We start from the raw sequence: 24782 nt of genomic DNA, 5'->3' as shown, positions 1-24782 counted from the left end.
TATTTTTTATCTAAAATCTCCAAAGAAAACTCCATCTAAATTTTTGATTTAGGTGGCGAGGTTCACGATATTAAAGTAAATAGTTCTTCCTTAGAGTTCGGCAATGGAGTATCACTATTAATAACTCCTTTATCTATTAAGTGGTCATAAACTTCTATAATCCAGGGCTGAATTAGATCAGCAGTATCAAGTAAGTCCTGCTTCTGGAAAACTTCTTCTGGTTTTCCTTCACTAATAATATTACCTTCAGCAAAAATATAAATATAATCGGCCCAGGAATAAGCTAAATCAACATTATGCGTCGATAAAATAACTGTTATTCCCTGTTTATTAATTTCATTAAAGAAATCCACAATCTCAATTGAACTTTTAGGGTCAAGCCAGACTGTCGGTTCATCAAACACAATCACTTCCGGCTTCATTGCTAGAATATCAGCAATAGAGATTCGTTTCTTTTGACCATAACTCAATAAATGAGTAGGCCTTTCCTTCAAATCAGTAGTCTCAGTTACTTCCATAGCTTCATAAACTCTGTTTTCTACCTCTTCATCTGATAAATCTAAATTAAGCGGACCAAAAGAAATCTCCTGAAAGACATTAGCTGAAAAAAGCTGCATATCAGGATCTTGAAAGACGATTCCTACTTTCTCCCTTAATCTTTTTAAAAACTTATTATCATAACTTACTGTCTCTCCTTTAAACTGAATCCTTCCTTCATCAGGCTGTAGGATACCATTAAAATGAAGAAAGAGGGTTGACTTTCCGGCTCCATTAGCCCCAAGAATTGCCACTTTCTTTCCTTCTTCAATATCAATTGATAAGCAATCTAAAGCTCTAGTTCCATTTGGATATTCAAAAACTATATCCTCTGCTTTAAGTATTGATGATGACAAAATCTCCACCTCCGACATAAATAGTCAGTATAATTAAAAGTATTTCAGCTACAAAAATTAATACAAAATTTTTCTTTGAATATTCATAGTCAGGTTCCAATACTTTAATCTCACCTTCATATCCTCTAGCTAATAATGTTGTTAACAGTCCTTTAGCTCGATAATAGGACCGAACAAAAAGATTAGAAACCAACTTACTTAAAGAATAAAAGGAGTTTTTAAATGAAGAATAGCCTAACCGTGACACCTGAGAAACCCTAATCAGATTAGCTGTCTCCAACAGTACAAAAATAAAGCGATAAATAAGAATCATTAGTTCTATAAAGATCTTAGGAATCTTTAATCTCTTGAGTATAGATAACAATTCTACCATAGGTGTAGTCAAAGCTAAAAAATAGAGACACGAAACAGTACCTAATGACTTTAAAAACAGATTCAAAGCTTTAATTAAACTACCAGCCCCAACTCCTATCTTCCAACCAAAAAGATTAAAATAAAAAAGAAAATCACCACCGCTGTTGGTAATAGTTATTACAACAGTGACCGTTGCTAAAAATAAAAAAGAAATAGGTAATAATAATAATTTTATTAAAAACTGCAGCGGAATTTCAGCCTTAAAAATTACTACTCCAACCATCAAAGTAATCACTGCCAGTGAAGTGATAATTGAATTAGCAACTAAGCAGACTAACATAGTCATAAAAGTAAATAATGCTTTTTCAACCGGATGTACCTGGCGCAGCTGGTTAGAATAAGCATACTGATCAATATCCAACATCTTTCCTAATCCCACCCCCTCTATTAATTCAAATTTCACTTTCAATAATCTAATTCCTAAACTAATTAAAAAATCCTTAATCTTCATAGACAAGATTAAGGATTATTAAACAACCGATTCCCTAACCTACTCTCTTTGCCATCGAAGATTAGCAGGGCTACAATTAGGCAGGTCTTCTGACTTCTAGCTTAAAATATTAGGTTCTACCTTCCCTAACTTCAGGTGGCATTTATAACCTAACAAGCTAGTTACAGCGGCGGGCCCGTCCAGGACTTACACCTGATTCCCTATTCTCCTCACGATGAGACACCTAATTACAGATTTAATTTTTTATAATATAGCTTCATCATTAGACATCAACTGTTTATACCACTAATCACGTTATTCTATATAACAGATGAAACTCCTGCCTAATGATTAAAAACTTAACAGCTAATTTGATAGAATACCTACTCTACTAAGACCAAAGTATCACCTTGCTATACAAGCACCCAACTGACCAAACAGATAGAACCTGCAAATACTATATGATCAAGTGTTGATAAACTAAAATCATCCATCAGGTAAAATTGACCGTTAAATCCACGGCAGATCATTGCTTCATAAACTCTTGTGGCCCGTTCATAACTCCTTATCAACAGCATCCCCATCAGATAAGCATAAGACTTATAACAGCGAATACTCGTTTCTCTTTTAAACCCCCTCAGTAGCATAGCATTGCGGAGTGTATAAAACTCATCCCTAATTACATATAGATAACGATAGATAAAGAAGAATAAGTAAATTAATTTTTGAGGAATATATAAGTAATCCATAGCATGAATAAGTGAAGTTATAGTTGAAGTAGACAATAAAGAAATCACTATCAACATAATCGCATTTGAACGCAGAGTAATCTGTAGAGTATAGATAACTCCTTCATACGAAGCAGTTAAAGGTCCAAAATGAAATAATACCTCCCCAGGATAAGTAAAAGGTAGAAACAACCAGATCAAAAAAATAAATATATTAATCATCAGTAAACGTTTAAGAATCTCTTTTCCATTGAGCCGGGCAGTAATCAAAATAAAACAGACTGCTGTAAATATCTGCAGTAGCACACTTAAATCTTTCTCTACTGCAGTTACCACTGCCAACATGATAGCTACTATAATCTTTATCCTTGGGTCTAAATTATGAATCCAGCTAGAGCCTTCAGCAAAGTCTTCATTAATCAAGCTTGCTCATCTCCTTTAGTCTTAAAGTAAAGACCAATCCCCATCAAGCCCATAATGTAACCTAAACCACCTAATATTTCAACCACTCCCGGACCTTTTTTCTTTTTAAGGCGAACTAAATCCCGCTTGATAGAAGCTATATCATTAGATAATTGCCCAGATAACTCCTCGGAGACTTCCTCCTGAATAATCTTACGCAGCTTATCTTCACTGATTCCAGTAGTCTCCACTCCAGACTCTTTAGCAGAATTATTATCTTGAGTCACCTTTTGAGTACTAGAATTCTCTTTATTACTGTGAAATTTATTCTCCGGTTTTATTTCCGACAGCTCTTCTTTTTCAATGATAGATTCTGATTTATGACCTGTTCCTGAATCCATTATTATCTTTAAATCTGATTTTTTTGGTACTTTAAATTTAGCGATACCCTGGGAGTCGGTTCTGCCCTCATAAACAACATTCTCTTGCGAATCATAAACTACCACCTTACAATCCTTAACCGGACTACCATTACCATAAGCTCCTTCAACTACAACTTCATCTCCTTCTGTATAAGCATAAGAAACAATTCTATGGGCATAGGCCGGAAGAGTCAGTACTAAAGTCAATAACAGAATCACAACAACAGAAAAGAATATGGATAATAAAGATCTTTTATTAGATTCTACTTTAAACATTTTCTCTTATCCCTCCAGAATTTCGGGCTTAGCCTTGTTGATAAATGTTATAATAAAAGCACTACTAATCCCTTCAACTAACATTAATGGTAGTTGACTGACTACAGTAAGTTTAGCTATTTCAAGAAAAGACTCATTAGTAAATACCAGCGAAATAGCTAACATAATAGTACTCAAAAACACAGCTACTATTCCACAGATTAAAGCTATACCACCTAACACTAATTCTTTATCGCTTCGATTAAAGTTCAGTAACAATTTAAATAAATAATAACTAGCTACAGCAGGTAAAGCCAGATTAAAAGTATTAATCCCTAATACAGTAATTCCTCCAAATTGAAACAGAATTGCTTGTAAGGATAAAGCGACTAAAAACGCAGGAAATATCTGCCACCCCAATAAGATACCGCCGATTCCATTAAGAACAAGATGTAGATTAGTAGGACCTAGGGGAATATGAATTAATGAAGCTACAAATAAAGCCGAAGATACAATAGCAGTTTTAGGAATATCTTCATCACTCATCCCTGTTAGACCTACACCAACTCCTGCCGCCGTTGCTGCAGCACCAGCCACTAATACCGGCGCAGAAAGTACACCTTCAGAAATATGCATATTATTCACCTTCCTTTTCATAGCCAATATACCAAGCTAGTTCTACTTTCATTATGTATATTGAATAATATTTTTACTTAAAAAATAACACTACTTGGTCAAAAAAATTGCAAACAAGCTTATCAAGATTAATAATATTTCATATTTATTTATTCTTCAAATGTAAACAAACTCCTGCAAAAATTCAAGTTTTCTATTTCAAAATATTACTCCAAATCCCTATTTTATTTATAATTTTGGCTCTTTTTAAGAAAATAATAATAAACAGACTATAATCTACTAATAGGGAGGTATCATAATTGAGCTGTAACAGCATGCGCCATAAGTTCCAACAAGAAAAAGATAACTTAAATTTTGCTCAAGCTATGGAAATTTATCAAGATGTAAAAGGATCCATTGCAACCCACAAAACAGAATTAGAAGAATTAAAAGAATCCAATGCAGAACAAGAAGAAATAAACCACCTCAAAAAGCATATCAACGAAGGTGAAAAATTATTACAAGAAATCAATTCTATGCAGTTACACTAAGCAACAATTAGAATAATAATCATTTTTTTGCCTCACCCCATAATTAGGGTGAGGCATTTTATAAGTTACTTCATATCATAAGTTTTAACCCACATAAGAGCACCTAATTCATGGCTCTTACCATTGATTGGTTCACCTTCCATCAATGCCGCAAAGCCCCACCAACCGGCTTTAGGCATAGAATAGGAGAAGACACCATTCTTATCAGCTTTAATTACCTGAGTAGTAAATACATCTGCTGGGAGTTCTACACTTTCATAAGTATCCTGCTTCAATGAATCAAACTTGGCTTGATTGAAATATTCAACTTCAACTTCAGCATTAGGCACCGGCTTACCATTCTTCATTACAACGCCTCTAAAAGTGTTATTTGTCCACAAACCATAAGGTCTAGTAAGTGGAACTATTTCAGCTTTCATACCAATTTCTTGGTCCCAATTCTGTGAAACTCCCATAGAATTGACTACTACTTTAGTACAGTGGGTAATATACTTACTTTCCGCTGGTTCCCAGTAAGGACCTGGCTGTAAATAAAAAGTATAATCACCGAATCTTTCAAGCTGATAAGAAGTTGTATAGCCCTTACCGCCCATAAATTCTTTAGACTGTAAACTGTCTAATAAGCTAGTCCTATTCCCCTTATGTATAACCCCAAATTTATTTGGCTGTTCCATATCCATTACTTCAGCAGCAGACATTGGATGAGTAAATAATAAATTTAAATCTATTGTTTGCTCTTCTCCCTTCATAACTACATCATCTGAAGGCAGAATCATTTGAAAATGTGCCGAAGCAGTTAATGTAACTCCTAATACCAAGACTAAACTCAACAATAAGATAGAACTAGTTCGTTTCATCCTTATTTCCTCCCTTTTTAATAATCATTATTAAGCTTTACCAAACAAGTAATTTACTTATCACCTCCCAAAACAAAAAATTCTCAGCTATGATAGACAAGAGATTGGGAGTAATCTTAATTATAAAATCCCCAATCTCGATAAACAAGATTGAGGATAATTAACCTTACACTAATTATCTACTCTTCTTGTCATCGAAGAAATAAAAGAATCCTTTATTTTGCATTAGAAGTAAGATCATCAGCATCATTATCTGCATCTCCATACGTAAAATCTAAATTAGCTACACCAAACTCCTTAGCAGAAGCAACACTATAACCTTCATAAGCAAGTTCATTATTATCAACATAATTCAAAGTTACAGTCTCAAATAAACCTAAGTTCTTAGCCTTAGCTTCGGTAAAGAATATCTTTCCTGCATTTTTATCTTCAAAACTATGTCCTGCTTTAATAGCAAAATCTTTAGAATCATAAGTTGCTCTAGCAAATTCATACTTGCGTTCCATATCATATAATAAGTTATTAGCAGCAGCTTCATCCAGTCTACCGGCACGAAAATCTAATGGACCAACAGCATTCTCTACATTAATCCATCCTTTTCTAATAAAAGTTTTTGTCTCCGTTGATTTTTGATTAGCAAAATCATAATCTACTCGCAATAATGTAAAGATACTTACCTGCTTATCTACTTGTTGCTTTAAGAACAAATATGTTTTAGCCTTCGTCCCACTACCGTCTTCATTGGAATCATCAACATCTTTATACTTATTCTCTACTTTCATCTTACCTTTCTGGAATTCTAATGCCATAGCTGGTACAGCCATAGTTACTATTAACACCAAAGCTAATACAATTGAAATTTTTTCATTATTAATTTCCTCCTTTTGCACTTTTTGTTCACCAATGATCCTTTTCATCTCTTAGATCTATTGTCCTTTTTCTTTCAACTTATAATAATTAGTTGCCGCAAATTTTGAACTATTTAAAATTTGGAATTAAATTAACTAATTTCCAGTTATTTAAGCATCATTTAGACAACTGAATCATTTATCACAAAATTCGTGGAAGAGCCTAATAATTTTATATATCATGCTCATATTATCAATTTTGGTCTTGTTAACTTCTTATAACTTTTAATTTTTTCTACTTTTTTACTCTCCCCATCTTGACCAGAGATGGGGAGAGTATTAGGTTACTTTACTCAGATAGTCCATATCATAATCCTCAACATTCTTTTTTATCATCACCACCTTATCTAATATTATTTTTATAAAAAAAGTAACACTAAAATCTTAAAAAAATAACACAAATAATTATTTCATAACACTCTATGTATTATATTCTATACAAATTTAGAAATCCCTTCTTTTATTTATGATTTTTTCTATTTTTTGATTCAATCTCATCTAAGATTAGATGAGATTGAATCACCATTTATTAAGGGGGTTATATTAATCTAGCTTAACTCTTTTAAATCCACCAACTTTCTCTTCCATTTGATCATAAACTGCTTTTCCTATAAATTCTTTATAAATTTCATCAGCCTTTGCTGCTGGATCAATATCACTAAACCTGTCAGGATAAAGAATCTTACCTATATAATATGAGTTAGCCAATATCGAACCAAAATTACGGTGGTAATAAGAATAGGGCAGCACTCCATAAACTTTATCCTCTTCAATAGCAGTCAAGGATTTATATTCAGAATGCTTCTGTAGATCTCCTTTAACTAACTTCTCATTAGCACTATTAATAAAGATAATCTCTGGATTCCAGTCTAATATTTTCTCCCGACTAACCATCACAGACGTAACTTCTTTATGTCCCAACTCACCAGCAACATTTTTAGCCTGAACAAATTGGAATGGAGGAAAAGGCTCCTTGGCACCAGCAATACCGTGTCCTCCGCGGTGAGTTATACCGCCGGCATAAACCTCTGGTTTCTGTTGATCAGAAATTCCAACTGTCCTCTCTTTAAGATCTGCAATTGAATCTTCCATATATTGAATTAATTCTTCTACTCTCTCTTCTCTATCCAGTATCTTGCCAATCAAACGCCAGGACTGATAAAGAACCTCATCCCGCCGCGGAAAATCACCAACTGCCAAATTAATTACCGGTATTCCTGTCTTCTGCTGTAAATCCTTGGCTTCACCAGGATCACCTTTAAAGAAGATTACATCTGGCGCTTGAGCCGCTATTAACTCTGCATCTCCTCCATGATTAGGCCCTACTGTCGGCAGATCCCTAAATTCTTGATGAGCTAGATTATAAGGAGCATAATTATCTTTACGATGTTCAATCTCTTCCACACCAACAACCTTATCCGCAGCACCCAGATATACTATCTGCCGCAGTGCTCCTGAACCTAAAGCCACAATTCTATCTACTTGCCGGGGAATCTCAACCTTTCTATCGGATAAATCAGTTATTTCGGTCTTCTCAACTGTCTGCTGGGCCTGATTATCAGCACACCCTCCAATCAAAACTGACATAGAAACTACAGTTACTACTAATAAGCTGAACCACTTCTTTTTCTGCAAAATCTTTTCCCCCTTGTAAATATATTATTAATATTGACTATTTATTCTCTACCTCTTTAATAGCCTGCTGTAAATCAATCCTCTTATATCCGCCAAAGGCTTCTTGCATCTGATCATATACCGGTGCTCCTACAAACTTCTCATAAATCTTATCTGCCTTCTTTTCCGAGGCGATATCACTAAACTGCTCAGGATAGATTATTTTACCCATATAATAGGAATTAATTAAGACTGTTTCAAAGTTGGTAGTATAATAATTATAAGGCAGCACACCATAAAGTTCGCCATTCTCAACAGCAGAGATAGATTCATATTCAGGACTCTTTAGATCCTCTACCACTAAAGAATAACCGCCTTCATCCACAAATATAATCTCTGGATCCCACTCTAGAAGCTTCTCTTTGCTGACCATTGCATGCTCCATCCCTAGTGGACTAGCAACATTATTTGCATTTATGAATTCAAAGGATGGATAAGCAGGTTCAGTAGAAACAATTCCATGGGAACCGCGCTGGCCTATTCCACCAGCATAGACTTTTGGTTTATCTGCTTTAGCAATATCTTCTGTTCTCTGCTGTAGATCATCAATCACATCTTCGGTATATTGGATTAATTCTTCAGCTCTATCCTCCTTATTCAGTACCTCAGCCATTAATTTCAAACCTTTATAATATGTATCCCGCTCCATAGTTGAAGGTCCACCATAGCTTAAAACAACTACTGGAATTCCTGTCTTTTCCTGCAGACTATCTGCTGTACTGCCATCAGTGTAGGTAGCAAAGATCACATCCGGACTCTGAGCTGCTATTAACTCGGCATCACCGCCGTGAATCGGACCAATCGACGGCAGTTCAGTCAATTCAGGATGCCCCATGATATAAGGCCGATTCTGATCCCGCTTCTCGAATTGCTCAACTCCCACTACTTTATCAGTAGCCTCAAGATAGGTAATTAATCTTAATGCTCCAGCGCCGACTCCAATAGTTTTATCTACTTCTTTCGGCACTTCAACCTCTCGACCTACCATATCTTCAATCTTAACTGTCTCTATCTTTTCCTCTGCCTGCTGACCGGCACATCCACCAACAACTAATAATAAAGCTAACATCATTACTACTATTCCATATTGCTTTATTTTATTCATTTTCTATCCTCCCTCCTGATAGAATAACCATTACAGATAACACATTTATATAAAAAGTAACATTACAAACTTAAAAAAATATTCTATTGTAATCAAAGCTATAAACTTCTCTAAGATTTAAATACTATCTCCAAGCTGTTTAAAGTTGGAAGAAAACATTACCAAAGGATCTTCTGTTATCTCATCTTCCTCTAGATATTCATCATTGACTTCCACAGAGACTGCTTCTCCTAAGACAATTACATAATCATCGCCTTCAACTTCCCGCTCTAATCTAGCCTCAATCCAGCCGATAGCCTTCTTTATCCGAGGCGGAGTAACCTCCAAACTAGAAGTAGTCTCAAGCCCAACTTCTGTCAACTCATTAACCTCTTTAGGAAAATCTTTGCTGCACTTCATACTCTCCTGATAACCAGGCTTGCCCATTACATTAATCACAAACTCCTCTGTCTCACGAATATTTGCTAAAGTATCGCGGGGCAGCGCCGAAGCAAGAGCAACCAAATTCAACGGCCTAAGTATCGGCATCACGCAGCCGTAGGGTGCAGCATTGTCAATCCCCTCACTATTAGTAGTAGTAATCACTGTCATCGGCAGCGGCAGTACTTCTTGAAGCTCATCTGGCTCTAATTCCATAGCTACTCTCCTCCTTTAATTCTTGTAATTATTCAACCTCTACTAATCCACGACCATCAAGCTGTAGATAATCAGCATCGGCACAGGAAATACATAAGTCTTTATCCTCTTTTGAAACAGCCTTAGGCCCCATAATCTTCTCGCCGCAGTCATTACAGAAAGCATCTTCAAAGATTGGAGCATATTCCGACAGCTCAGCATTCACTTCTTCGATATTAAATAACTCGTCGACTGGCTTTCTTATTAACTCAAAGGCTATCTCATTCCATAATTGATTAATACGTTTCTTATCCTCTTTAGTTCCAGCACGATTCACAATAACTTTATCAAAAAGCTCTTCTGCTTCAGGATACTCACTTAGAAGCTCATCATTATCCTTAACATAGAGTCGAATTCCTGTTCCATCCCGTTTTGCTACTGTAACAGCCGTTTTGCCATAGTCGCGGTAGATTAAGGCATTATTACCAAAGCTGCAGCCGGTAGCATACTGAACTCCATCGCTAAAGCAGCTATTGGTCTCTACAATAGCCACTACATCCTCCATACCGGCTGACTTTAAACCTAATTCATCCAGAGCATAAGCCCCAGCTATAACTCCTAGACTAACGTAAGGACAGAAATGGCCGTGCAATTCACCAGCCTTAATTAAAAGAGACTCTAAATCATGGCTTCTGATCAAATGGTTAATCTCTGCCCGAGGATCTTCTTTTTTATCAGCAAAGTCATCATCTGGTTTATCCATAATTGCTGCATAAGGCTTAAGATCAAGTATTGGAGTTCCATCTACAGCATCTAGCCCCTTTATCTTAAGCCTTCTTCCCTGCCGCTCAAGTAGCTCTACACAGGTAGTCCCGATAGAACTGGGACGGTTAGGACTGCGAGAAGCAAAAACGCCTCTTACTCTTCCATGCCGCCGGGGAGCCTTAAGCTCATAACTATCTGAAAGATGGAACTGGAATGCTACCTGCAGATAATCATTATCCTCAATTCGATAGAGACCTTCTTCATACTCCGGCTTAATTATAATAGTACTTTCCTCTTTTTGCATCTCCTCCGGATCAGCCGGTTCATCAAATTTGCTCTTGACAGTACCAATAGATTCTATTTCCATTTTATAACACTCCTTGATTAATATTATGCTATCGGCTCTTCAGGCACTACTAATCTTCTTCCGTAATGTTCTTTAACACTTACCTTTACATCATAGACAGACTCAATATTCTTCGGCGTTAGAATCTCTAAACCACCGGCATCAAAGATACGTCCTTGATCAAGCATTACTATTTTATCACAGTATCTACCGGCTAAACTGAGATCATGGATAGCAATTATGGCCGAAATCCCCTGGGCTACCTGATCCTTAACTACATTCAAAACCTCCAGTTGATGCTTTAAATCCAGATCACTTGTCGGTTCATCCAATAACATAACCTCCGGCTGCTGGGCTAAGGCCCGCCCCATAATTACCTTCTGGCGCTGTCCGCCGCTTAAGCGGTTCACATCACGCATAGAAATACTATCTAAATAAAGCATATCGATAATTTCTGACACAATTGTTAAGTCCTTTTCTGTTGGTTTCCAGCTGATATACGGCTTACGGCCCATCAAAATTGTATCAAAGACAGTAGCTGGAAATTTACGATTCTCCTTTTGAGGTACATAGCCAATATTCTGCGCCATTTCATTACTGCTAAATTTAGCTAAATCCTTACCATTTAGCCAGATATCACCTCTATCAGGCTTTAGAATACCATTAATACACTTTAACAGAGTACTTTTACCAGAACCATTAGGACCGATAATTCCCAGAATTTCACCTTCATCTAACTCCAATTCTATATTCTTTAAAATATCTTCCTGTTGATAACTGAATTCCAACCCTTCAATTTCTAACCTCACCAGTATCTCCTCCCCTTTAAGACTAAATAAATAAATAACGGCGCACCTAAAAATGAGGTCAAAATCCCAACCGGCAGAACAATCGGAGCAATCACAGTTCTGGCTGCTGTATCAGAAGCCAGCAGTAATAAACCGCCTACTAAACAGGAAACCGGTATCAAATATTTCTCATCTCCACCGATTATCTTTCTTACAATGTGTGGTGCTACTAAACCAACAAAGCCTATAATTCCAACAAAGGAAACAATTAAAGCAGTAACAAAAGATGATATTAGCATCCCATGTAATCTTATCTTTTCAACATTAACTCCTAGGCTTTTAGCCGTCTCTTTTCCTGAAGCTAAAGCACTATAATTCCAGCTATTGTACATAAAGTAGACTGAGGACGGAATCACTGCTAAGCTTATAATTAATAAATTATTCCAGGTAACCCGCCCGACATCACCGAAGGTCCAGAAGACAATAGATGCAATCTCTACATCGCTGGCAAAGTACTGTAGAGCCGTCGTTCCGGCAGTAAAAAGAGAGCTTAGGGCTACTCCTGTAAGAATCATCGTCTCCGGCGTTGCATTTTTGTATTTAGTTAAGATAAGTATAACTCCTGTAGAAATCAGCGCCCAGACAAAAGCCGAAATAGTAGTTATATACGGATTATTCAATATAACAGCATCAGCACTGCTACTCTGTAATGACCCCGCTCCCAACACTACTATTGAAAAGGCTGCTCCAAAGGCTGCCGCATGAGAAATCCCTAGCGTATACGGTGAGCCTAAGGGATTCTTTAAGATACTCTGCATAGCCGCTCCAGATACTGATAGTCCCATGCCGGCTGCTATAGCCGCTAATACCCTCGGCAGCCTGATATTCCAGATAATTGTATAAGCATTACCTGTATTACTACCTAATAATGTAGTTACTACTTCAGCAATCGGGATCTTTACTGCTCCAACTGCAATTGAATACATAGTAAGAAGAATAAGTAGCAATATTAAAACTGCTCCAAATAATACTTTCTTGCCTGTATATTTTTGGTATTCTGCTAGAATTCCTTCTTTCTTAGCCACTCAATTTCACCTCACTAATTAATAAGCACTAATACTTAATTCTTTAATTTTATTGGTTTAAATCCACCATAAGTTTGGGCCAATTCTTCATAAACAGCTTTTCCTACAAACTTCTTAAAGATAGTATTTGCTTTCTTATCCGGCTCAATATCACTGAACTCTTCAGGATAAAGTACTTTTCCCATATAATATGTATTAGCCAGTATTGTTGCTGGATTGCGATGGTAGGATGCATAAGGCAAAAAGCCATATATATTTCCTTTTTCTATTGCCGTTATTGATTTATATTCTTGATTCTTGCGTAAATCTTGTTTAACTAAATTCAAATTACTTTCATCAATAAAAATAATTTCCGGATCCCAGTCTAAGATTTTTTCCTGATTAATCATTAAAGACTGTACCTCTTCATACCCTAATTCATCAGCTACATAGCTAGCATTAAGAAAAGTAAATGGAGGAAAAGGAACTTTAGTCGATATGATACCGTGACCGCCGTGATAGGATATAGCCCCAGCATAAACCTTTGGTTTTTCTTTCTTAGGAATATCCTCAGTCCTCTTTTTAAGATCAGCAATTAGTTCTTCAGTATAAGCAATTAACTCTTCTGCTTTTGCTTCTTTATCCAAAACCTTTCCGATTAATCTCCAGGATTTATAAAGTCCCTGGTTACGATTAGGTCCCAAATCTGTATAATCCAGCATAACCACTGGAACTCCTGTTTTCTGTTGCAGGTTTTTAGCTTTATTAGAATCACCGTACAAGAAGATAACATCTGGATTTTGGGCAGCAATTAATTCAGCATCCCCCCCGTGATTAGGACCAATGATCGGTAAATCTTTGAATTCCGGGTGAGCCAGATTATAGGCACCTCCCCAATCATCTTTATGTTCTCCCTCTTCAACTCCAACCACAAGATCTGTACTATTCATATAAGTTATTAACCGAAGAGCTCCCGGTCCAATACATACAATTCTTTCTACATTCTGCGGCACTTCTACTTTTCTATCATTTAAGTCAGTAACAACTTCTGTTGCTTCTTTTGTTTCATTAGCTGTTTGTTTAGTACAACCAGTAATCACACTAAATACTAAAAAAATAAAAATTAATAATAGTATGCTCCATTTCTTATTCTTCATCGAATTATTTCCCTCCTATTTAAGATTATGATATTTTTAATAAAAAAGTAACACTACATTAGTAAAAAAATAACACGTTTTTCATAATAGTAATATATAATATGCTTAAATCTATTAAAATGTTAATATCATTAATTTCTTTTTAATAACATCTGGTATATAATTAATTCACTATCTATAACTAAATTCCTGCTTATTTTTAGATTTTTTCTATTTTTTTATCCCCCTGTAAAAAAAAGACCTTAGTTCTGATCAGAACTAAGGCTTACTAAATAGGGATTAAATTATGGGATTAACAGAAGTAAAAATCTATAAATTAATCAAAAATATCTTCCTATAAAGTACAATCATTAAAATAAAAAAGGGGGAACAGCCTCAGAAACCAACTAAACATCTATTTTCTGAGGCTATCAATATGTAGGTTAATCCAAACCACTAAGGAGGTTTATTAAAAATAAAAACCTTCTCACAGAATGGAGAAGGCGGGATACCAAAATCAAAAAACCTTTCTCACAATAGAGAAAGGTTGGATTAGCTAACTAGCCAATACACCCATCCTCGTGAGTAATATTAATTCCATTCCAGGCAGGTCTCCTGACTTCTAGCTTACTGTTAGACTCTACCTTCCCTGAATATCAGTCATATTCAAGTGGCAACACAAGCCTAACTAGCTAGTTACAGTGGCGGGACCGTGGCGGAGTCACACCGCACTTCCCTTTTAATCGGCAGTCTAACTACCGAACCTATAACGCTGATTATATTAAATTATCTTGTATACAATTATACCTTAATCTCGTTAGTTAGTCAAGTTAAATAGTCAACTTCCTGCTAACCCATAGATTTATCGATTTAGATAATAAGAATCATCTGTAACTTCTTTTACTAAAGAATTTCGATGAGAAATAATTACATAAGGTAAGTCAATCTCAGTTAAAATGGAAAGCATCTTCTCAGTTGCATCTTTATCTAAACCAGCAAAGGGCTCATCAAGCAGTAATAACTTTGGTTTCATGGCCAGTATAGTAGCAAAAGCAATCATTCTCTTTTCGCCCCCTGATAGAGAATAAGGTGTTTTCTTTTCAAATCCCTGCATATCCACTAGTTCCAAGGTCTCACTAACAATCTCCATTGCTTTCTCTTTACTCTTTCCTAAATTCAAAGGTCCAAAAGCAATATCTTCTTCTACAGTAGAACAGAATAATTGATCATCAGAGTCCTGGAATAAAAATCCTATCTTTTCTCTCACTTCAACAAAATCTTCTTCTTCTTTACGTTGTTTGCCAAAAATAATAACCTCGCCTTCCTGAGGAATTAATAGTCCCATTATAATTTTAAAAAGAGTCGTCTTTCCAGTACCATTAGGACCAATTAAAGCTATCCTATCATTTTCTTGGACAGTAAGATTAAAGTTATCTAAAATTTGTGTGCCATCTGGATATTGAAATGAAAGATTCCTGATTTTAATCATAAAATTATAAACTCCTTCCTCCATAGTAAAGTCTTCTGTTAAAGCTAATGAATTTCCTGCTTCATCAGCTAAAATCACTGAAAAAGAAGACGGTTCTATAGCTTCTGTCAAGATATCCCGAACTAAAAAATACTGGATATGTACTCAGTGAAGGCGGAAGTTTTAGATTTAAAACAACTACAGATCATTATTTCAACATCAAATATCCAGACTCTAACATAACTAAACAACTAACCAAAAATAAAGAACCAACAAAAACTAAATAATCAAGTGAAGAAAGATTGAAATTATCCAGTATATAAAATTTACCCTTAAAACCACGACACGTCATTGCTTCATAAACTCTTTGAGAACGTTCATAGCTTTTTATAAGCAACCTACCTACTAAATAAGCATAAGATTTATAACAATGAATAGTTGTATTTGGTTTAAAACCTCTCAATAACATAGCACTATAAAGATTACCAAATTCAGTTTTAATCACATGTATATATCGATAAATAAAGAACAATAAATAGATAAGCTTTTCTGGTATATATAGATACTTCATAGCATGAATAATTGATGACATAGCGGAAGTAGAAAGTAAAGAAATCATGATCAACATAATGGTATTAGATCTTAAAGTAATCTTTGCTGTATATATAACACCTTCACGAGAAGCTATTAAAGGTCCAACTTGGAATAAACCTTCTCCTGGATACGTAAACGGTAAAATCAACCACATTAAAAAAATAAAACTATTAACTATTAATAACCGTTTTCCTACCTTTTTTATATCAAGTCTAGCAGTTATTAACAGCAAACCAGAAAAACCAAAGGCTACCAGTAACATATCTACATTCTTTCCCACTGCTGTTACTACTGCCAACATCATAGTTATTACAATCTTTATTCGGGGATCTAACTGGTGAACCCAGGTAGATCCCTCAGTAAATTTTTCATCAATCAAGCTACTTCACTCCTTTTGGCTTTAAAATAGAATGCAATTCCCATTAAGCCAAAGATATAACCTATCCCCCCTAAAATTTCAGTAACGCCAGGTCCTTTTTTATTCTTAAGCTGAATTAAACTTCTCTTTATCGGTGCTATCTCCTGGGGTAATTTCTCAGATAACTCTTTTGACAATTCTTCTCTGATAAGAGAACGCAATTTATCTTCACTAATTCCAGTAGTTGTAGTAGATTCTTGAATAGAACTCTGTTTAGAATTATCCTTAGTCTGTTGTTGAGTACTTGAATTAGCTACTTCAGGCAGATCCTCCTGTTTAATATTAGATTCTGCTTTATGACCCATACCTGCTTCTAGCACAATCTTTAAATCATCCTTCTTTGATACTTCAAACTTATATATTCCCTGAGCATTAGTTTTTCCTTTATTAATCACCTTACCAGAAGAATTATAAACTTTTACTTTGGCTTTTTTAGTAGGACTACCATCATCAAAAGCTCCTTCAACAACAACACTATCTCCTTCAACATAAGAATAAGAAATAACTCTATGGGCATAGGCCGGTAAAGTTAATATTAAAGCTATTACCAAAGCAATACAGATAGTAAATGGAATGTAAGCAGATAATTTTTTCTTAAATTTTAAACTCTTCATTTTTACCGATCACTCCTTTTAACATTTCTGGTTTAACTCTCTTAATAAAAATTATAGCAAAAGCACTAATAATTCCTTCAATAGCCATTACAGGTAGATGACTGACTATAGTAAGCTGGGCTACTTCTAAAAAAGATTCATTCGTAAACACAAGCGAAATAGCTAGCATAATGGTAGTCAAAAAGACAGGAACTATTCCACAAACAAAAGATATCACACCTAAAAACAACTGCTTATCATTACGATTAAACTTTAACAAGGATTTAAATAAATAATAACCGACAATAGCAGGAAGTGCTACATTAATTGTATTCATGCCCAAAGAAGTAAGCCCTCCAAATTGAAATAATACTGCCTGTAAAAATAAAGCTATAAGAAATGCAGGAAAAACCTGCCACCCTAATAATATACCAGCAACTCCGTTAAGAATAAGATGAACACTGGTCGGTCCTAAAGGAATATGAATCAATGAAGCTACAAATAAAGCCGAAGAAACTATAGCTGTTTTCGGAATATCTTCATTATCCATCGTTTTTAAACCAACAGCAACTCCAGCAACCGTTGTAGCAGCTCCTGTTAATAATACCGGCGCTGAAAGAACACCTTCAGAAATATGCATCCTATCACCTTCCTTTCAAGATAACTTCTAAATCTATTAATTAATAGGAGGCTCCCTTGATTACTTAACTTCAAGGGAGGCCTTCTACTTTAACAGATAACTACTTCATATCATGCGTTTTAACCCACATAACTGCTCCTATCTCATGGCTTTTACCGTTAACTGGCTCACCTTCCATTAAAGCCGCAAAGCCCCACCAGCCTGATTTAGGCATAGCATAGGTAAAGACTCCATTTTTATCAGCCTTAATTACTTGGGTAGTAAAAGTTTCATTCGGTAGTTCAGTTACTTCATTTCCTGCTAACTTAGAAAATTTACCCTCATTAAAGTACTCTACTTCTATCTCAGCATAAGGAACCGGCTTGCCGTTCTTTTTGACAACTCCTGTAAAGACATTGTTCGTCCAAAGACCGTAAGGACGAGTTAACGGAACAATTTCTGCTTTCATACCAACTTCTTTACCCCAGTCACTGGCTACTCCCATGGAGTTAACAACCATTTTTGTACATTGAGTAATATAAACTCCATCCGCAGATTCCCAGTAAGGTTCTGGTTCCACATAGAAGACAAAGTCTCCAAACCCTCTAAGCCGATAAGAAGTTTCAAAGGCATCGCGCCCCTTAATCTTGGACGGTTCTAAAGTATCTACCAGACTCTTCTTAGTACCTTTATGTAAAACACCAAACTTGGCTGGCTTCTCCATATCCATAGTATGTCCAGCCATTGGATGAGTAAAGACAAGGTCTAAATCTATCTCTCGCTCCTCCCCCTGCATAACTACATCATCTGAAGGTAAGATCATTTGAAAGTGAGCTGAAGCAGCTACTGTAACTCCTAATACTAAAATTAAACTTAATAATAAAATTGAACTAATTCGTCTCATTTTATTTTCCTCCTTTTAATTTTTTAGTTTTTCTTTAAATTATAGTTTGATTCTAATTCAAATTCATCCTTATCTTACTAACCACCTCCTTAAAATAAAAAATCCCCAATCTTGATCAACAAGATTGAGGATAATTAGCCCTACACTAATTACCTACTCTTCTTGTCATCGAAGATAAAAGTAGGCTAAGCAATTAGGTAGGTCTCCTGACTTCTGGCTTATCGTCAAGCTTTACCTTCCCTGGATACTTAAGTATCCAAGTGGTATACCAAGCTTAATCTGCCAGTTACAGTGGCGGACCCGTTCAGGATTTGCACCTGATTCCCTATTATCTTCTAACCAATAGCTAGAAGCACCTAATTACTGCGCAATATTAAGTTTTATAACATCATTTGCCTATTATAATATTTATGGACAAATGATCAGATTCCTTCTTAAATTTGAAATTATTTTTAATTAATTCTCAATTCCTTCCTGGGCTTAACTTACTTTGACTAGACTATCTCTTCAATCCGTTCAACCATAATATCAGCTACCTTTTCATCAGCTCCGATATTTTCACCAAACTCAAATTCAACTTCTGGATAGTCTTCTCTTAAACCATCGATTAATTCCGGAATATCCTCCTGGATATGTACTCCCGGAAATAAGAATAGAGGTACAATTGATATCTTGTCCACTTCATCTGCTATCTGATCTACTACCTGTTCAAGACTAGGTTCCGCTAATTCCATTGAAGCTCCTTTAACTACTTCATAATCCACCTTATCTTCAATCATCTCTACTATCTCATTGAATACGCTCCGTGCATCTTCCGCTCTACTTCCGTGGCCTAAAACAACAACTCCTGTTTTCATTTTCATCATCTCCTTATTTTAAGTTACTTTGATTTATGCAAAGCAAAGTTTAAATTATTTACTTCTATCTTTTTAGCAATATCCATTACCTGAATTACCTTCTGAAAAGCTACCTCTTTATCAGCAAAGACTGTTAAGGTTTTAATTGACTCATCCTCTGTCTTATTACGCAGTCTCTCCTCTAATTCAGTTAGTTTGACTCTTTCTTTTCCTAAATATACTTCTCCTTCTTCAGTAACCGAAATATTAATTTCAGTCTCCTTCTTCTCTTCAACTACTTCTGTATCAGGCAATTGAATATTAGACTTGACCTCTCTTAAATTCAATGTAGAGGCTACTATAAAGAAGATAAGCAAGAGAAAGACTACATCAATCATAGGAGCTAAATTAATCTCTAGATCATCCCGCTTAAACTTATACTTCATCGTTAGCCCCTACCTCTTTAATATAATTAATCAATTCCTTCTCCCGCTTTTCGGTATGTAAAGCAATCTGCTGTAATTTATTTGTAAAGTAATAGTAAGCACCTAAAGCCGGAATCGAAATAACTAGCCCCGTTGCTGTGGTAGTCAAAGCTTCAGAAATCCCCTGAGCTAACTGCTCCGGCTTGCCGCTCATAGATAGAACATGGAATGTCTTGATCATTCCCGTTACAGTCCCTAACAGTCCCAATGAAGGACTGATCTTGCCGATAAAGTTTAGAAGGCCCAGATGCTTCTCTAGCTTGGGAAATTCCTCTAACTCAACTTCAGCCATCTGCTCCTCTATCTCTTCAGGTTCTTTATCTAAATGGAGAATCCCCTGCTTTAAGACCTTGCCAATAGGGCCCTTAACCTCTTCGCAGAGCTCAACTGCTTTATCAACTTTATTAGAACTGATCTTATCTTTAATCTGATTCATTAAGTTATTGGATAATTCCTTAGATATTCTGGAAAATTGATATAACCGCTCTAAAGCTAGGGTTACTACTATTATTGAACATAATAATAACGGATAAATAATTACTCCGCCTTTAGCTAATAGATACTGCATTTATGCCACCTCTCTATGCTTCTAATCTAAATCTAATCGGTACTAAAATCCAGCTCCCGATCTTTTGATGCTCTTTGCGGGCAGGATTAAACCGCCACTCTTTGGCTGCTTTCTTAGCTGCCAGATCAAGCTGCTTATACCCAGATGACTTTCTAACCGTAATCTCATCTACCTGACCTTCATAATCGATCAGCACTTTCAACACAACCTTGCCTTCAATCTCTCGTTTCTTCATTCGTTCGGGATATTCCGGCTGTTTATAATCAATCAGCGACGGCTCTTCAACTCCTGGTTTACTGCCCTCAGTTAAGTCTACCTGTTTTGTTTCCTGGCTGGACTGACCGGATGCTTCAGTAGCATTATTTGGCTCTGATGCTTCATCTCGTTTCTTCTCTTCAGGTTCTTCTTTATTCTTCTCTTGCGGAGCTTCTTTCTTTTCTTCTTTAGATTCCGATTTTTCCTCTTCTTTATCCTCTTTCTGCTCTTTGGGTTCAGGTTCCTTCTTTTTTTCTTCCTTCGGTTCCTTTTTCTCCGTTTCTCTATCCATCTCTTCTTCTTGCTCTTCAGTCTCTTCTTCCTGTTCAGGCTCCTGCTGCTCTTTTAGTTCCTCTTTTTTTACTTCTTTAACCTCTTCTTCTTTAGGCTCTGGTTCTTCTTCAACCTCTTTTTGCTCTTCAACCTTATCCTCAGACTCTTTTTGTTCTTCCTGCTTTTCCTCTTGAGTCTCTTTCTGCTCCTCGACTTCTTTCTCTTCCTCTTTATCAGCAGAAGATGAAGGGTTAGCCTCCGCGCTAGCAGCAGCCATCTTGAATCTCACTTTCTGGCTGAAGTTCCCTTGAGAATGGGCCAGATTATCCAGTTTAACTATAGATGACCCAAAGTTAAAGAGCGCCAGATGAAGCCCCACTGCTATAATGAAGGCTACCTTGAGCGGAGTTATACTCTTTTTCAGCAATCTCATTATGCATCCCTCCATCTTCTTGGTTTAATCAAGGTTAAAATTCTCTACTTAAGTTTAACATTACGTTACGACCAGGCATTAAAAAGTCTTTCTTTGACTCATATTCACGATCAAATAAATTATTAATTTCTAATGAAATTTTAGCATTATCTTTAAGTTTTTTACTTAATTTTAGATTTGTTACAAAATAACCAGGTACTTTCACTACAGAAGCATAGGTAGCATCAGCTGATATCCTATCTCCCACATATTTACCATTTAATCCAAAACTAATATCTTGATTATTATAGTTCAATCCAATATTAGCCATATGATATGGTTTATAACTTAATCGTTTATCATACTTTTCATTATTGGAATCTAGATAAGTATAATTAAACTTAACAGAATAATTAGAAGTCAATTTTTTATTCAAAATTAATTCTCCACCTGTAATTTCAACTGAAGTAAAATTAGATGGTTTCCATACACTATATTGAGCAGTAGGATCTTCTGGAGCCCACTGAATATAATTATCAATATCTTTCTTAAATAAATTAAATTCACCTTTTAATCCTTTATTTAAATATCTTAATCCCATCTCATAAGCTTTAGCAGTTTCTGGCTCTAAATTTGGATTACCTTCCCCCATAGGAGTACTTGGCCAATATAAATCATCAAAAGTTGGAACTTTATAAGCTTCTCCAGCTGAAGCATGAAAATTAAGATTAGAATTAATTGTATAAACCGCTCCTAAACGAGGACTAAATTCAGATCCAAACTTTTCATTATCATCATAACGTCCCCCAAAATTAATTTTTAATTTATCTTTTACTTGCCACTCATCCTGAACAAAAAATGCTTTGTTTTTCTGATCATGTTCAGTAGTATATTTGCCTGTTATACTAGGACCAGTCTGAACAGTTTCAAATTCTTTTTGATAAAATTCGCCTCCATATGTTAATGTATGAGCTTGATAATAATGAGTTCTACTAAAATTCAATCCTAATTTTCCTCTTTCATGATCAGAATCACTTACTTTTTCATCTAGTGAAATACCACTAACTTGAATTTTTTCTCCCTCATCATAATAATACGCATTACCATCATCATAATAATATCTATTAAAATCCATAGGATTAGTGCTATTTTTATAATACTTATTATAATTATCAGTTTCATGTTTATTATAATAAACTGTTATCTTTGTATCTGCATTTTTAAATTGTTTCTTCAACTGCACATTAATATTTTTATCTTCATCCTTTTGATAGTGATTAGGGTCTGGCGTTTCAACATCACCTGGTGATCTTCTATAAAAATCATTACATTTTAATGATAACATCAAATTAGAATATTCATCCAATTTATGGCTGAATTTTGTAAAAATTCTCTCCTGATCCATTGCACTATTCATCCTGTAACCATCTGACTTTTTCTTAAGTGCTGACAGAATATATTTTAAACTCTCAGTACTACCACTATGATTTAAATTTAATTTTCGAGTTTCAAAACTTCCAAAATTAACTTCTACATCAGTCTTAGATTTTTCACTACCACTTTTAGTAGTAATATTAACCACGCCACCTAAAGCATTAGCACCATAAAGACTAGAACTAGGTCCTTTTAATATCTCAATTTTCTTAATTTGTTTAATTGGCAATTGAGATAAATCCACCCCTCCAGTTTGTGGGTCATTTATCCTTTGCCCATCAACTAAAATCAAAACTCTTTTAGCATTTGAACCACGAATATTAATTGTTTTAGAACCACCATGTCCACCATAATCACTAATATTTACACTTGAAGCCCCCCGCAACAAATCAGCCACATTATGCGCATTCTTCTGTTCAATATCCTCTTCATCAATCTTCTCTACACTTACCGACGCTTCCGACAATTTCTCCGGATGCTTAGATGCAATCACTACTAATTCATCCATCGTATAAGTCTTCTCTTCCTCATCTTTCTCCTTCTTAACTTCTTCCTGTTTCTGATCTGTTTTCTTATCTGTCTCCTCAGCCATTACAGCTGGCGCTGCTACTAAACTCACTACCAAAGCTAATACTAATGCAGTTACTAACTTCTTATTCATCTCCCTCGCCCCTTTCTTATAATTTACTCCCTATCCTTAACTAACTTATCCAAAACTTCATAATTATCTCCAACCACTATTACCCCCATATCTAACAGCTTTTTATATAAGTTATTTCCTTCTCCTTTAGTATAGTCCCGTTTAGATAGTCTCTCTTGATCCATAACTATCACTTCTTTACCCTGCTCTGCTGCCCAGAAGGCTGCCTTTAAGTTCAACAGATTACCGGACCCAAAAGGTATCTCCGTTAAGACTACGGTATCAACCTCTTTAATTGCAGCTAAATTTGCCTCATGGCTCTCCTGGCTGATCGGAGCAAAAGGTTCTTCGGCTACAATCTCAACATCACAGGATTTAGCTACTTCCCAGTCGGAATCCTGTTCATTCAGCACCCCACAGCTTACCTGAAAGCCCTGCTCTACCAGATTTTCAATCAGTTCTCTGCCGGTTCCACCGCCGCAGATGATATGTACTTGATGGTCTAACTGAGTTTCCGGAATATAGTGATTATCCAGCATCGTAACATAAGGGCGGCCGCTGGGGTAATGCTTCTTGATAATCACTTTCGAACCATAGACATCCTCTATATTCTCAGCTGTAACTATCTCCTTTGGCGAACCATGAGCATAGATTTCTCCATCTTCAAGCAACAATAGTTTATCACAGTACTCCGAAGCTAGATTCAAATCATGGAGTACTACTATCACAGTTAGATTATGATCACGATTGAGCTTCTTAAGCAGATTCATAATCTCTAGTTGATAATTAATATCCAGATTAGAAGTCGGTTCATCCAACAGCAGCACTTCCGGCTGCTGAGCCAAACTTCTGGCTAAAATCACCCGCTGTCTTTCGCCACCGCTTAACTGACTAATCGGCCTTTCTGCCAACTTTAGAGTATTAGTCAGTTCCATAGCCTCTTTTACTACTTCATAATCCTCATCACTTTCGCTTTCAAACCTACCTATATAAGGAGCCCGCCCCATTAGAACAATCTCTTCTACTGTAAAGTCAAAATTAACATTAGTATTCTGGGGCACAACAGCTAACTTTTTTGCAATCTCCTTCTTACCTAAATTCTGGAGATCGAAATTATCGAGATAAACTTTACCATCATCAGGATACAGAATAGAATTTATATTCTTCAGCAGCGTCGACTTACCTGATCCATTGGGACCAATCAGGCCGATAAATTCTCCCTGAGCAACACTGAAGCTGACCTCCTTAAGAACCTCAAAATTACCATATTTATAGCTTAATTTATCTACTTCAAGCTTGGCAGTCATATTGGACC

Annotated in this window: 26 protein-coding genes and 3 riboswitches; of the genes, 1 reads left to right on the top strand and 25 read right to left on the bottom strand. The window is 35.8% G+C overall.

What is annotated here, in order from left to right; all coding sequences use genetic code 11:
* Positions 1 to 62 precede the first annotated feature (62 nt).
* The 5 genes from acear_RS04250 to cbiM (acear_RS04230) form a co-directional block, all read right to left on the bottom strand.
* Positions 63 to 902 (bottom strand): energy-coupling factor ABC transporter ATP-binding protein, encoded by an 840-nt coding sequence (locus tag acear_RS04250; protein WP_425358458.1) that lies wholly within the window; start codon positions 900 to 902, stop codon positions 63 to 65.
* Complete coding sequence (cbiQ, locus tag acear_RS04245; protein WP_245526710.1) at positions 874 to 1710, bottom strand: cobalt ECF transporter T component CbiQ; 837 nt, start codon at positions 1708 to 1710, stop codon at positions 874 to 876. Before cbiQ (acear_RS04245) ends, acear_RS04250 begins: the two co-directional genes overlap by 29 nt.
* 110 nt (positions 1711 to 1820) lie before the next feature.
* Positions 1821 to 2000: riboswitch (cobalamin riboswitch) on the bottom strand.
* 150 nt (positions 2001 to 2150) lie between these two features.
* Positions 2151 to 2888 carry a cobalt ECF transporter T component CbiQ gene (cbiQ, locus tag acear_RS04240; RefSeq protein WP_013277778.1) on the bottom strand — a complete coding sequence of 246 codons (738 nt, stop codon included), beginning with the start codon at positions 2886 to 2888 and terminating at the stop codon, positions 2151 to 2153.
* Positions 2885 to 3565, bottom strand: coding sequence for a hypothetical protein (locus acear_RS04235; RefSeq protein ID WP_013277777.1), 681 nt, complete (start codon positions 3563 to 3565; stop codon positions 2885 to 2887). The genes cbiQ (acear_RS04240) and acear_RS04235 overlap by 4 nt, the downstream gene beginning before the upstream one ends.
* Before the next feature lie 6 nt (positions 3566 to 3571).
* On the bottom strand, positions 3572 to 4180 hold the full coding sequence (gene cbiM, locus acear_RS04230) for a cobalt transporter CbiM (protein WP_013277776.1): 609 nt from the start codon (positions 4178 to 4180) through the stop codon (positions 3572 to 3574).
* A 299-nt stretch (positions 4181 to 4479) separates the two neighbouring features.
* Between cbiM (acear_RS04230) and acear_RS04225 the strand changes: the two genes are divergently transcribed.
* Positions 4480 to 4710, top strand: coding sequence for a hypothetical protein (locus tag acear_RS04225; protein ID WP_013277775.1), 231 nt, complete (start codon positions 4480 to 4482; stop codon positions 4708 to 4710).
* A gap of 65 nt (positions 4711 to 4775) precedes the next feature.
* Here the strand turns inward: acear_RS04225 and acear_RS04220 are convergent, their stop codons facing one another.
* The 20 genes from acear_RS04220 to acear_RS04125 all read right to left on the bottom strand — a co-directional run bounded on the left by acear_RS04220 (position 4776) and on the right by acear_RS04125 (position 24774).
* Positions 4776 to 5567: a DUF4198 domain-containing protein gene (locus acear_RS04220; RefSeq protein ID WP_013277774.1), complete on the bottom strand. Its 792-nt coding sequence runs from the start codon at positions 5565 to 5567 to the stop codon at positions 4776 to 4778.
* 215 nt (positions 5568 to 5782) lie between these two features.
* A complete protein-coding gene (locus acear_RS04215; protein WP_041667258.1) occupies positions 5783 to 6457 on the bottom strand; it encodes a hypothetical protein in 675 nt (224 codons plus the stop codon).
* A 561-nt stretch (positions 6458 to 7018) separates the two neighbouring features.
* On the bottom strand, positions 7019 to 8110 hold the full coding sequence (locus acear_RS04210; protein WP_013277772.1) for an iron ABC transporter substrate-binding protein: 1092 nt from the start codon (positions 8108 to 8110) through the stop codon (positions 7019 to 7021).
* Between the two features lie 37 nt (positions 8111 to 8147).
* Complete coding sequence (locus tag acear_RS04205; RefSeq protein WP_013277771.1) at positions 8148 to 9254, bottom strand: iron ABC transporter substrate-binding protein; 1107 nt, start codon at positions 9252 to 9254, stop codon at positions 8148 to 8150.
* A 117-nt stretch (positions 9255 to 9371) separates the two neighbouring features.
* The gene (locus acear_RS04200; protein WP_013277770.1) at positions 9372 to 9890 is read right to left on the bottom strand and encodes a flavin reductase family protein; all 519 of its coding nucleotides are present in this window, start codon (positions 9888 to 9890) and stop codon (positions 9372 to 9374) included.
* Between the two features lie 28 nt (positions 9891 to 9918).
* Positions 9919 to 11001 carry a tRNA (N6-threonylcarbamoyladenosine(37)-N6)-methyltransferase TrmO gene (gene tsaA, locus acear_RS04195; RefSeq protein ID WP_013277769.1) on the bottom strand — a complete coding sequence of 361 codons (1083 nt, stop codon included), beginning with the start codon at positions 10999 to 11001 and terminating at the stop codon, positions 9919 to 9921.
* A 23-nt stretch (positions 11002 to 11024) separates the two neighbouring features.
* Entirely contained in the window at positions 11025 to 11789 is a 765-nt protein-coding gene (locus acear_RS04190) for an ABC transporter ATP-binding protein (RefSeq protein WP_013277768.1), read from the bottom strand.
* Positions 11786 to 12853, bottom strand: a complete 1068-nt coding sequence (locus acear_RS04185; RefSeq protein WP_013277767.1) for a FecCD family ABC transporter permease — start codon at positions 12851 to 12853, stop codon at positions 11786 to 11788. The genes acear_RS04190 and acear_RS04185 overlap by 4 nt, the downstream gene beginning before the upstream one ends.
* A gap of 35 nt (positions 12854 to 12888) precedes the next feature.
* Entirely contained in the window at positions 12889 to 13989 is a 1101-nt protein-coding gene (locus acear_RS04180; RefSeq protein WP_013277766.1) for an iron ABC transporter substrate-binding protein, read from the bottom strand.
* A 567-nt stretch (positions 13990 to 14556) separates the two neighbouring features.
* Positions 14557 to 14751, bottom strand: a riboswitch (cobalamin riboswitch).
* Between the two features lie 79 nt (positions 14752 to 14830).
* A complete protein-coding gene (locus tag acear_RS04175) occupies positions 14831 to 15568 on the bottom strand; it encodes an energy-coupling factor ABC transporter ATP-binding protein (RefSeq protein ID WP_245526698.1) in 738 nt (245 codons plus the stop codon).
* Positions 15569 to 15644: 76 nt separating this feature from the next.
* Positions 15645 to 16409: a cobalt ECF transporter T component CbiQ gene (gene cbiQ, locus acear_RS04170; protein WP_013277764.1), complete on the bottom strand. Its 765-nt coding sequence runs from the start codon at positions 16407 to 16409 to the stop codon at positions 15645 to 15647.
* Positions 16406 to 17062 (bottom strand): hypothetical protein, encoded by a 657-nt coding sequence (locus acear_RS04165; protein WP_013277763.1) that lies wholly within the window; start codon positions 17060 to 17062, stop codon positions 16406 to 16408. The genes cbiQ (acear_RS04170) and acear_RS04165 overlap by 4 nt, the downstream gene beginning before the upstream one ends.
* Positions 17043 to 17681, bottom strand: coding sequence for a cobalt transporter CbiM (gene cbiM / locus acear_RS04160; RefSeq protein ID WP_013277762.1), 639 nt, complete (start codon positions 17679 to 17681; stop codon positions 17043 to 17045). The genes acear_RS04165 and cbiM (acear_RS04160) overlap by 20 nt, the downstream gene beginning before the upstream one ends.
* Positions 17682 to 17781: 100 nt before the next feature.
* Positions 17782 to 18564 (bottom strand): DUF4198 domain-containing protein, encoded by a 783-nt coding sequence (locus acear_RS04155; protein WP_013277761.1) that lies wholly within the window; start codon positions 18562 to 18564, stop codon positions 17782 to 17784.
* Between the two features lie 179 nt (positions 18565 to 18743).
* Positions 18744 to 18939: riboswitch (cobalamin riboswitch) on the bottom strand.
* A 119-nt stretch (positions 18940 to 19058) separates the two neighbouring features.
* Complete coding sequence (locus acear_RS04150) at positions 19059 to 19421, bottom strand: sirohydrochlorin chelatase (RefSeq protein WP_013277760.1); 363 nt, start codon at positions 19419 to 19421, stop codon at positions 19059 to 19061.
* 23 nt (positions 19422 to 19444) lie between these two features.
* A complete protein-coding gene (locus acear_RS04145; RefSeq protein WP_013277759.1) occupies positions 19445 to 19846 on the bottom strand; it encodes an ExbD/TolR family protein in 402 nt (133 codons plus the stop codon).
* A complete protein-coding gene (locus acear_RS04140) occupies positions 19836 to 20453 on the bottom strand; it encodes a MotA/TolQ/ExbB proton channel family protein (protein WP_013277758.1) in 618 nt (205 codons plus the stop codon). Before acear_RS04140 ends, acear_RS04145 begins: the two co-directional genes overlap by 11 nt.
* Positions 20454 to 20466: 13 nt before the next feature.
* Positions 20467 to 21414 carry an energy transducer TonB gene (locus acear_RS12090; RefSeq protein WP_013277757.1) on the bottom strand — a complete coding sequence of 316 codons (948 nt, stop codon included), beginning with the start codon at positions 21412 to 21414 and terminating at the stop codon, positions 20467 to 20469.
* Between the two features lie 34 nt (positions 21415 to 21448).
* Entirely contained in the window at positions 21449 to 23488 is a 2040-nt protein-coding gene (locus tag acear_RS04130; RefSeq protein ID WP_013277756.1) for a TonB-dependent receptor plug domain-containing protein, read from the bottom strand.
* 23 nt (positions 23489 to 23511) lie between these two features.
* Positions 23512 to 24774 (bottom strand): heme ABC transporter ATP-binding protein, encoded by a 1263-nt coding sequence (locus acear_RS04125; protein ID WP_013277755.1) that lies wholly within the window; start codon positions 24772 to 24774, stop codon positions 23512 to 23514.
* Between the last annotated feature and the right edge of the window lie 8 nt (positions 24775 to 24782).

The organism is Acetohalobium arabaticum DSM 5501 (assembly GCF_000144695.1).
Classification (GTDB): Bacteria; Bacillota; Halanaerobiia; order Halobacteroidales; family Acetohalobiaceae; genus Acetohalobium; species Acetohalobium arabaticum.
This window is presented reverse-complemented; position numbering and strand designations above follow the sequence as displayed.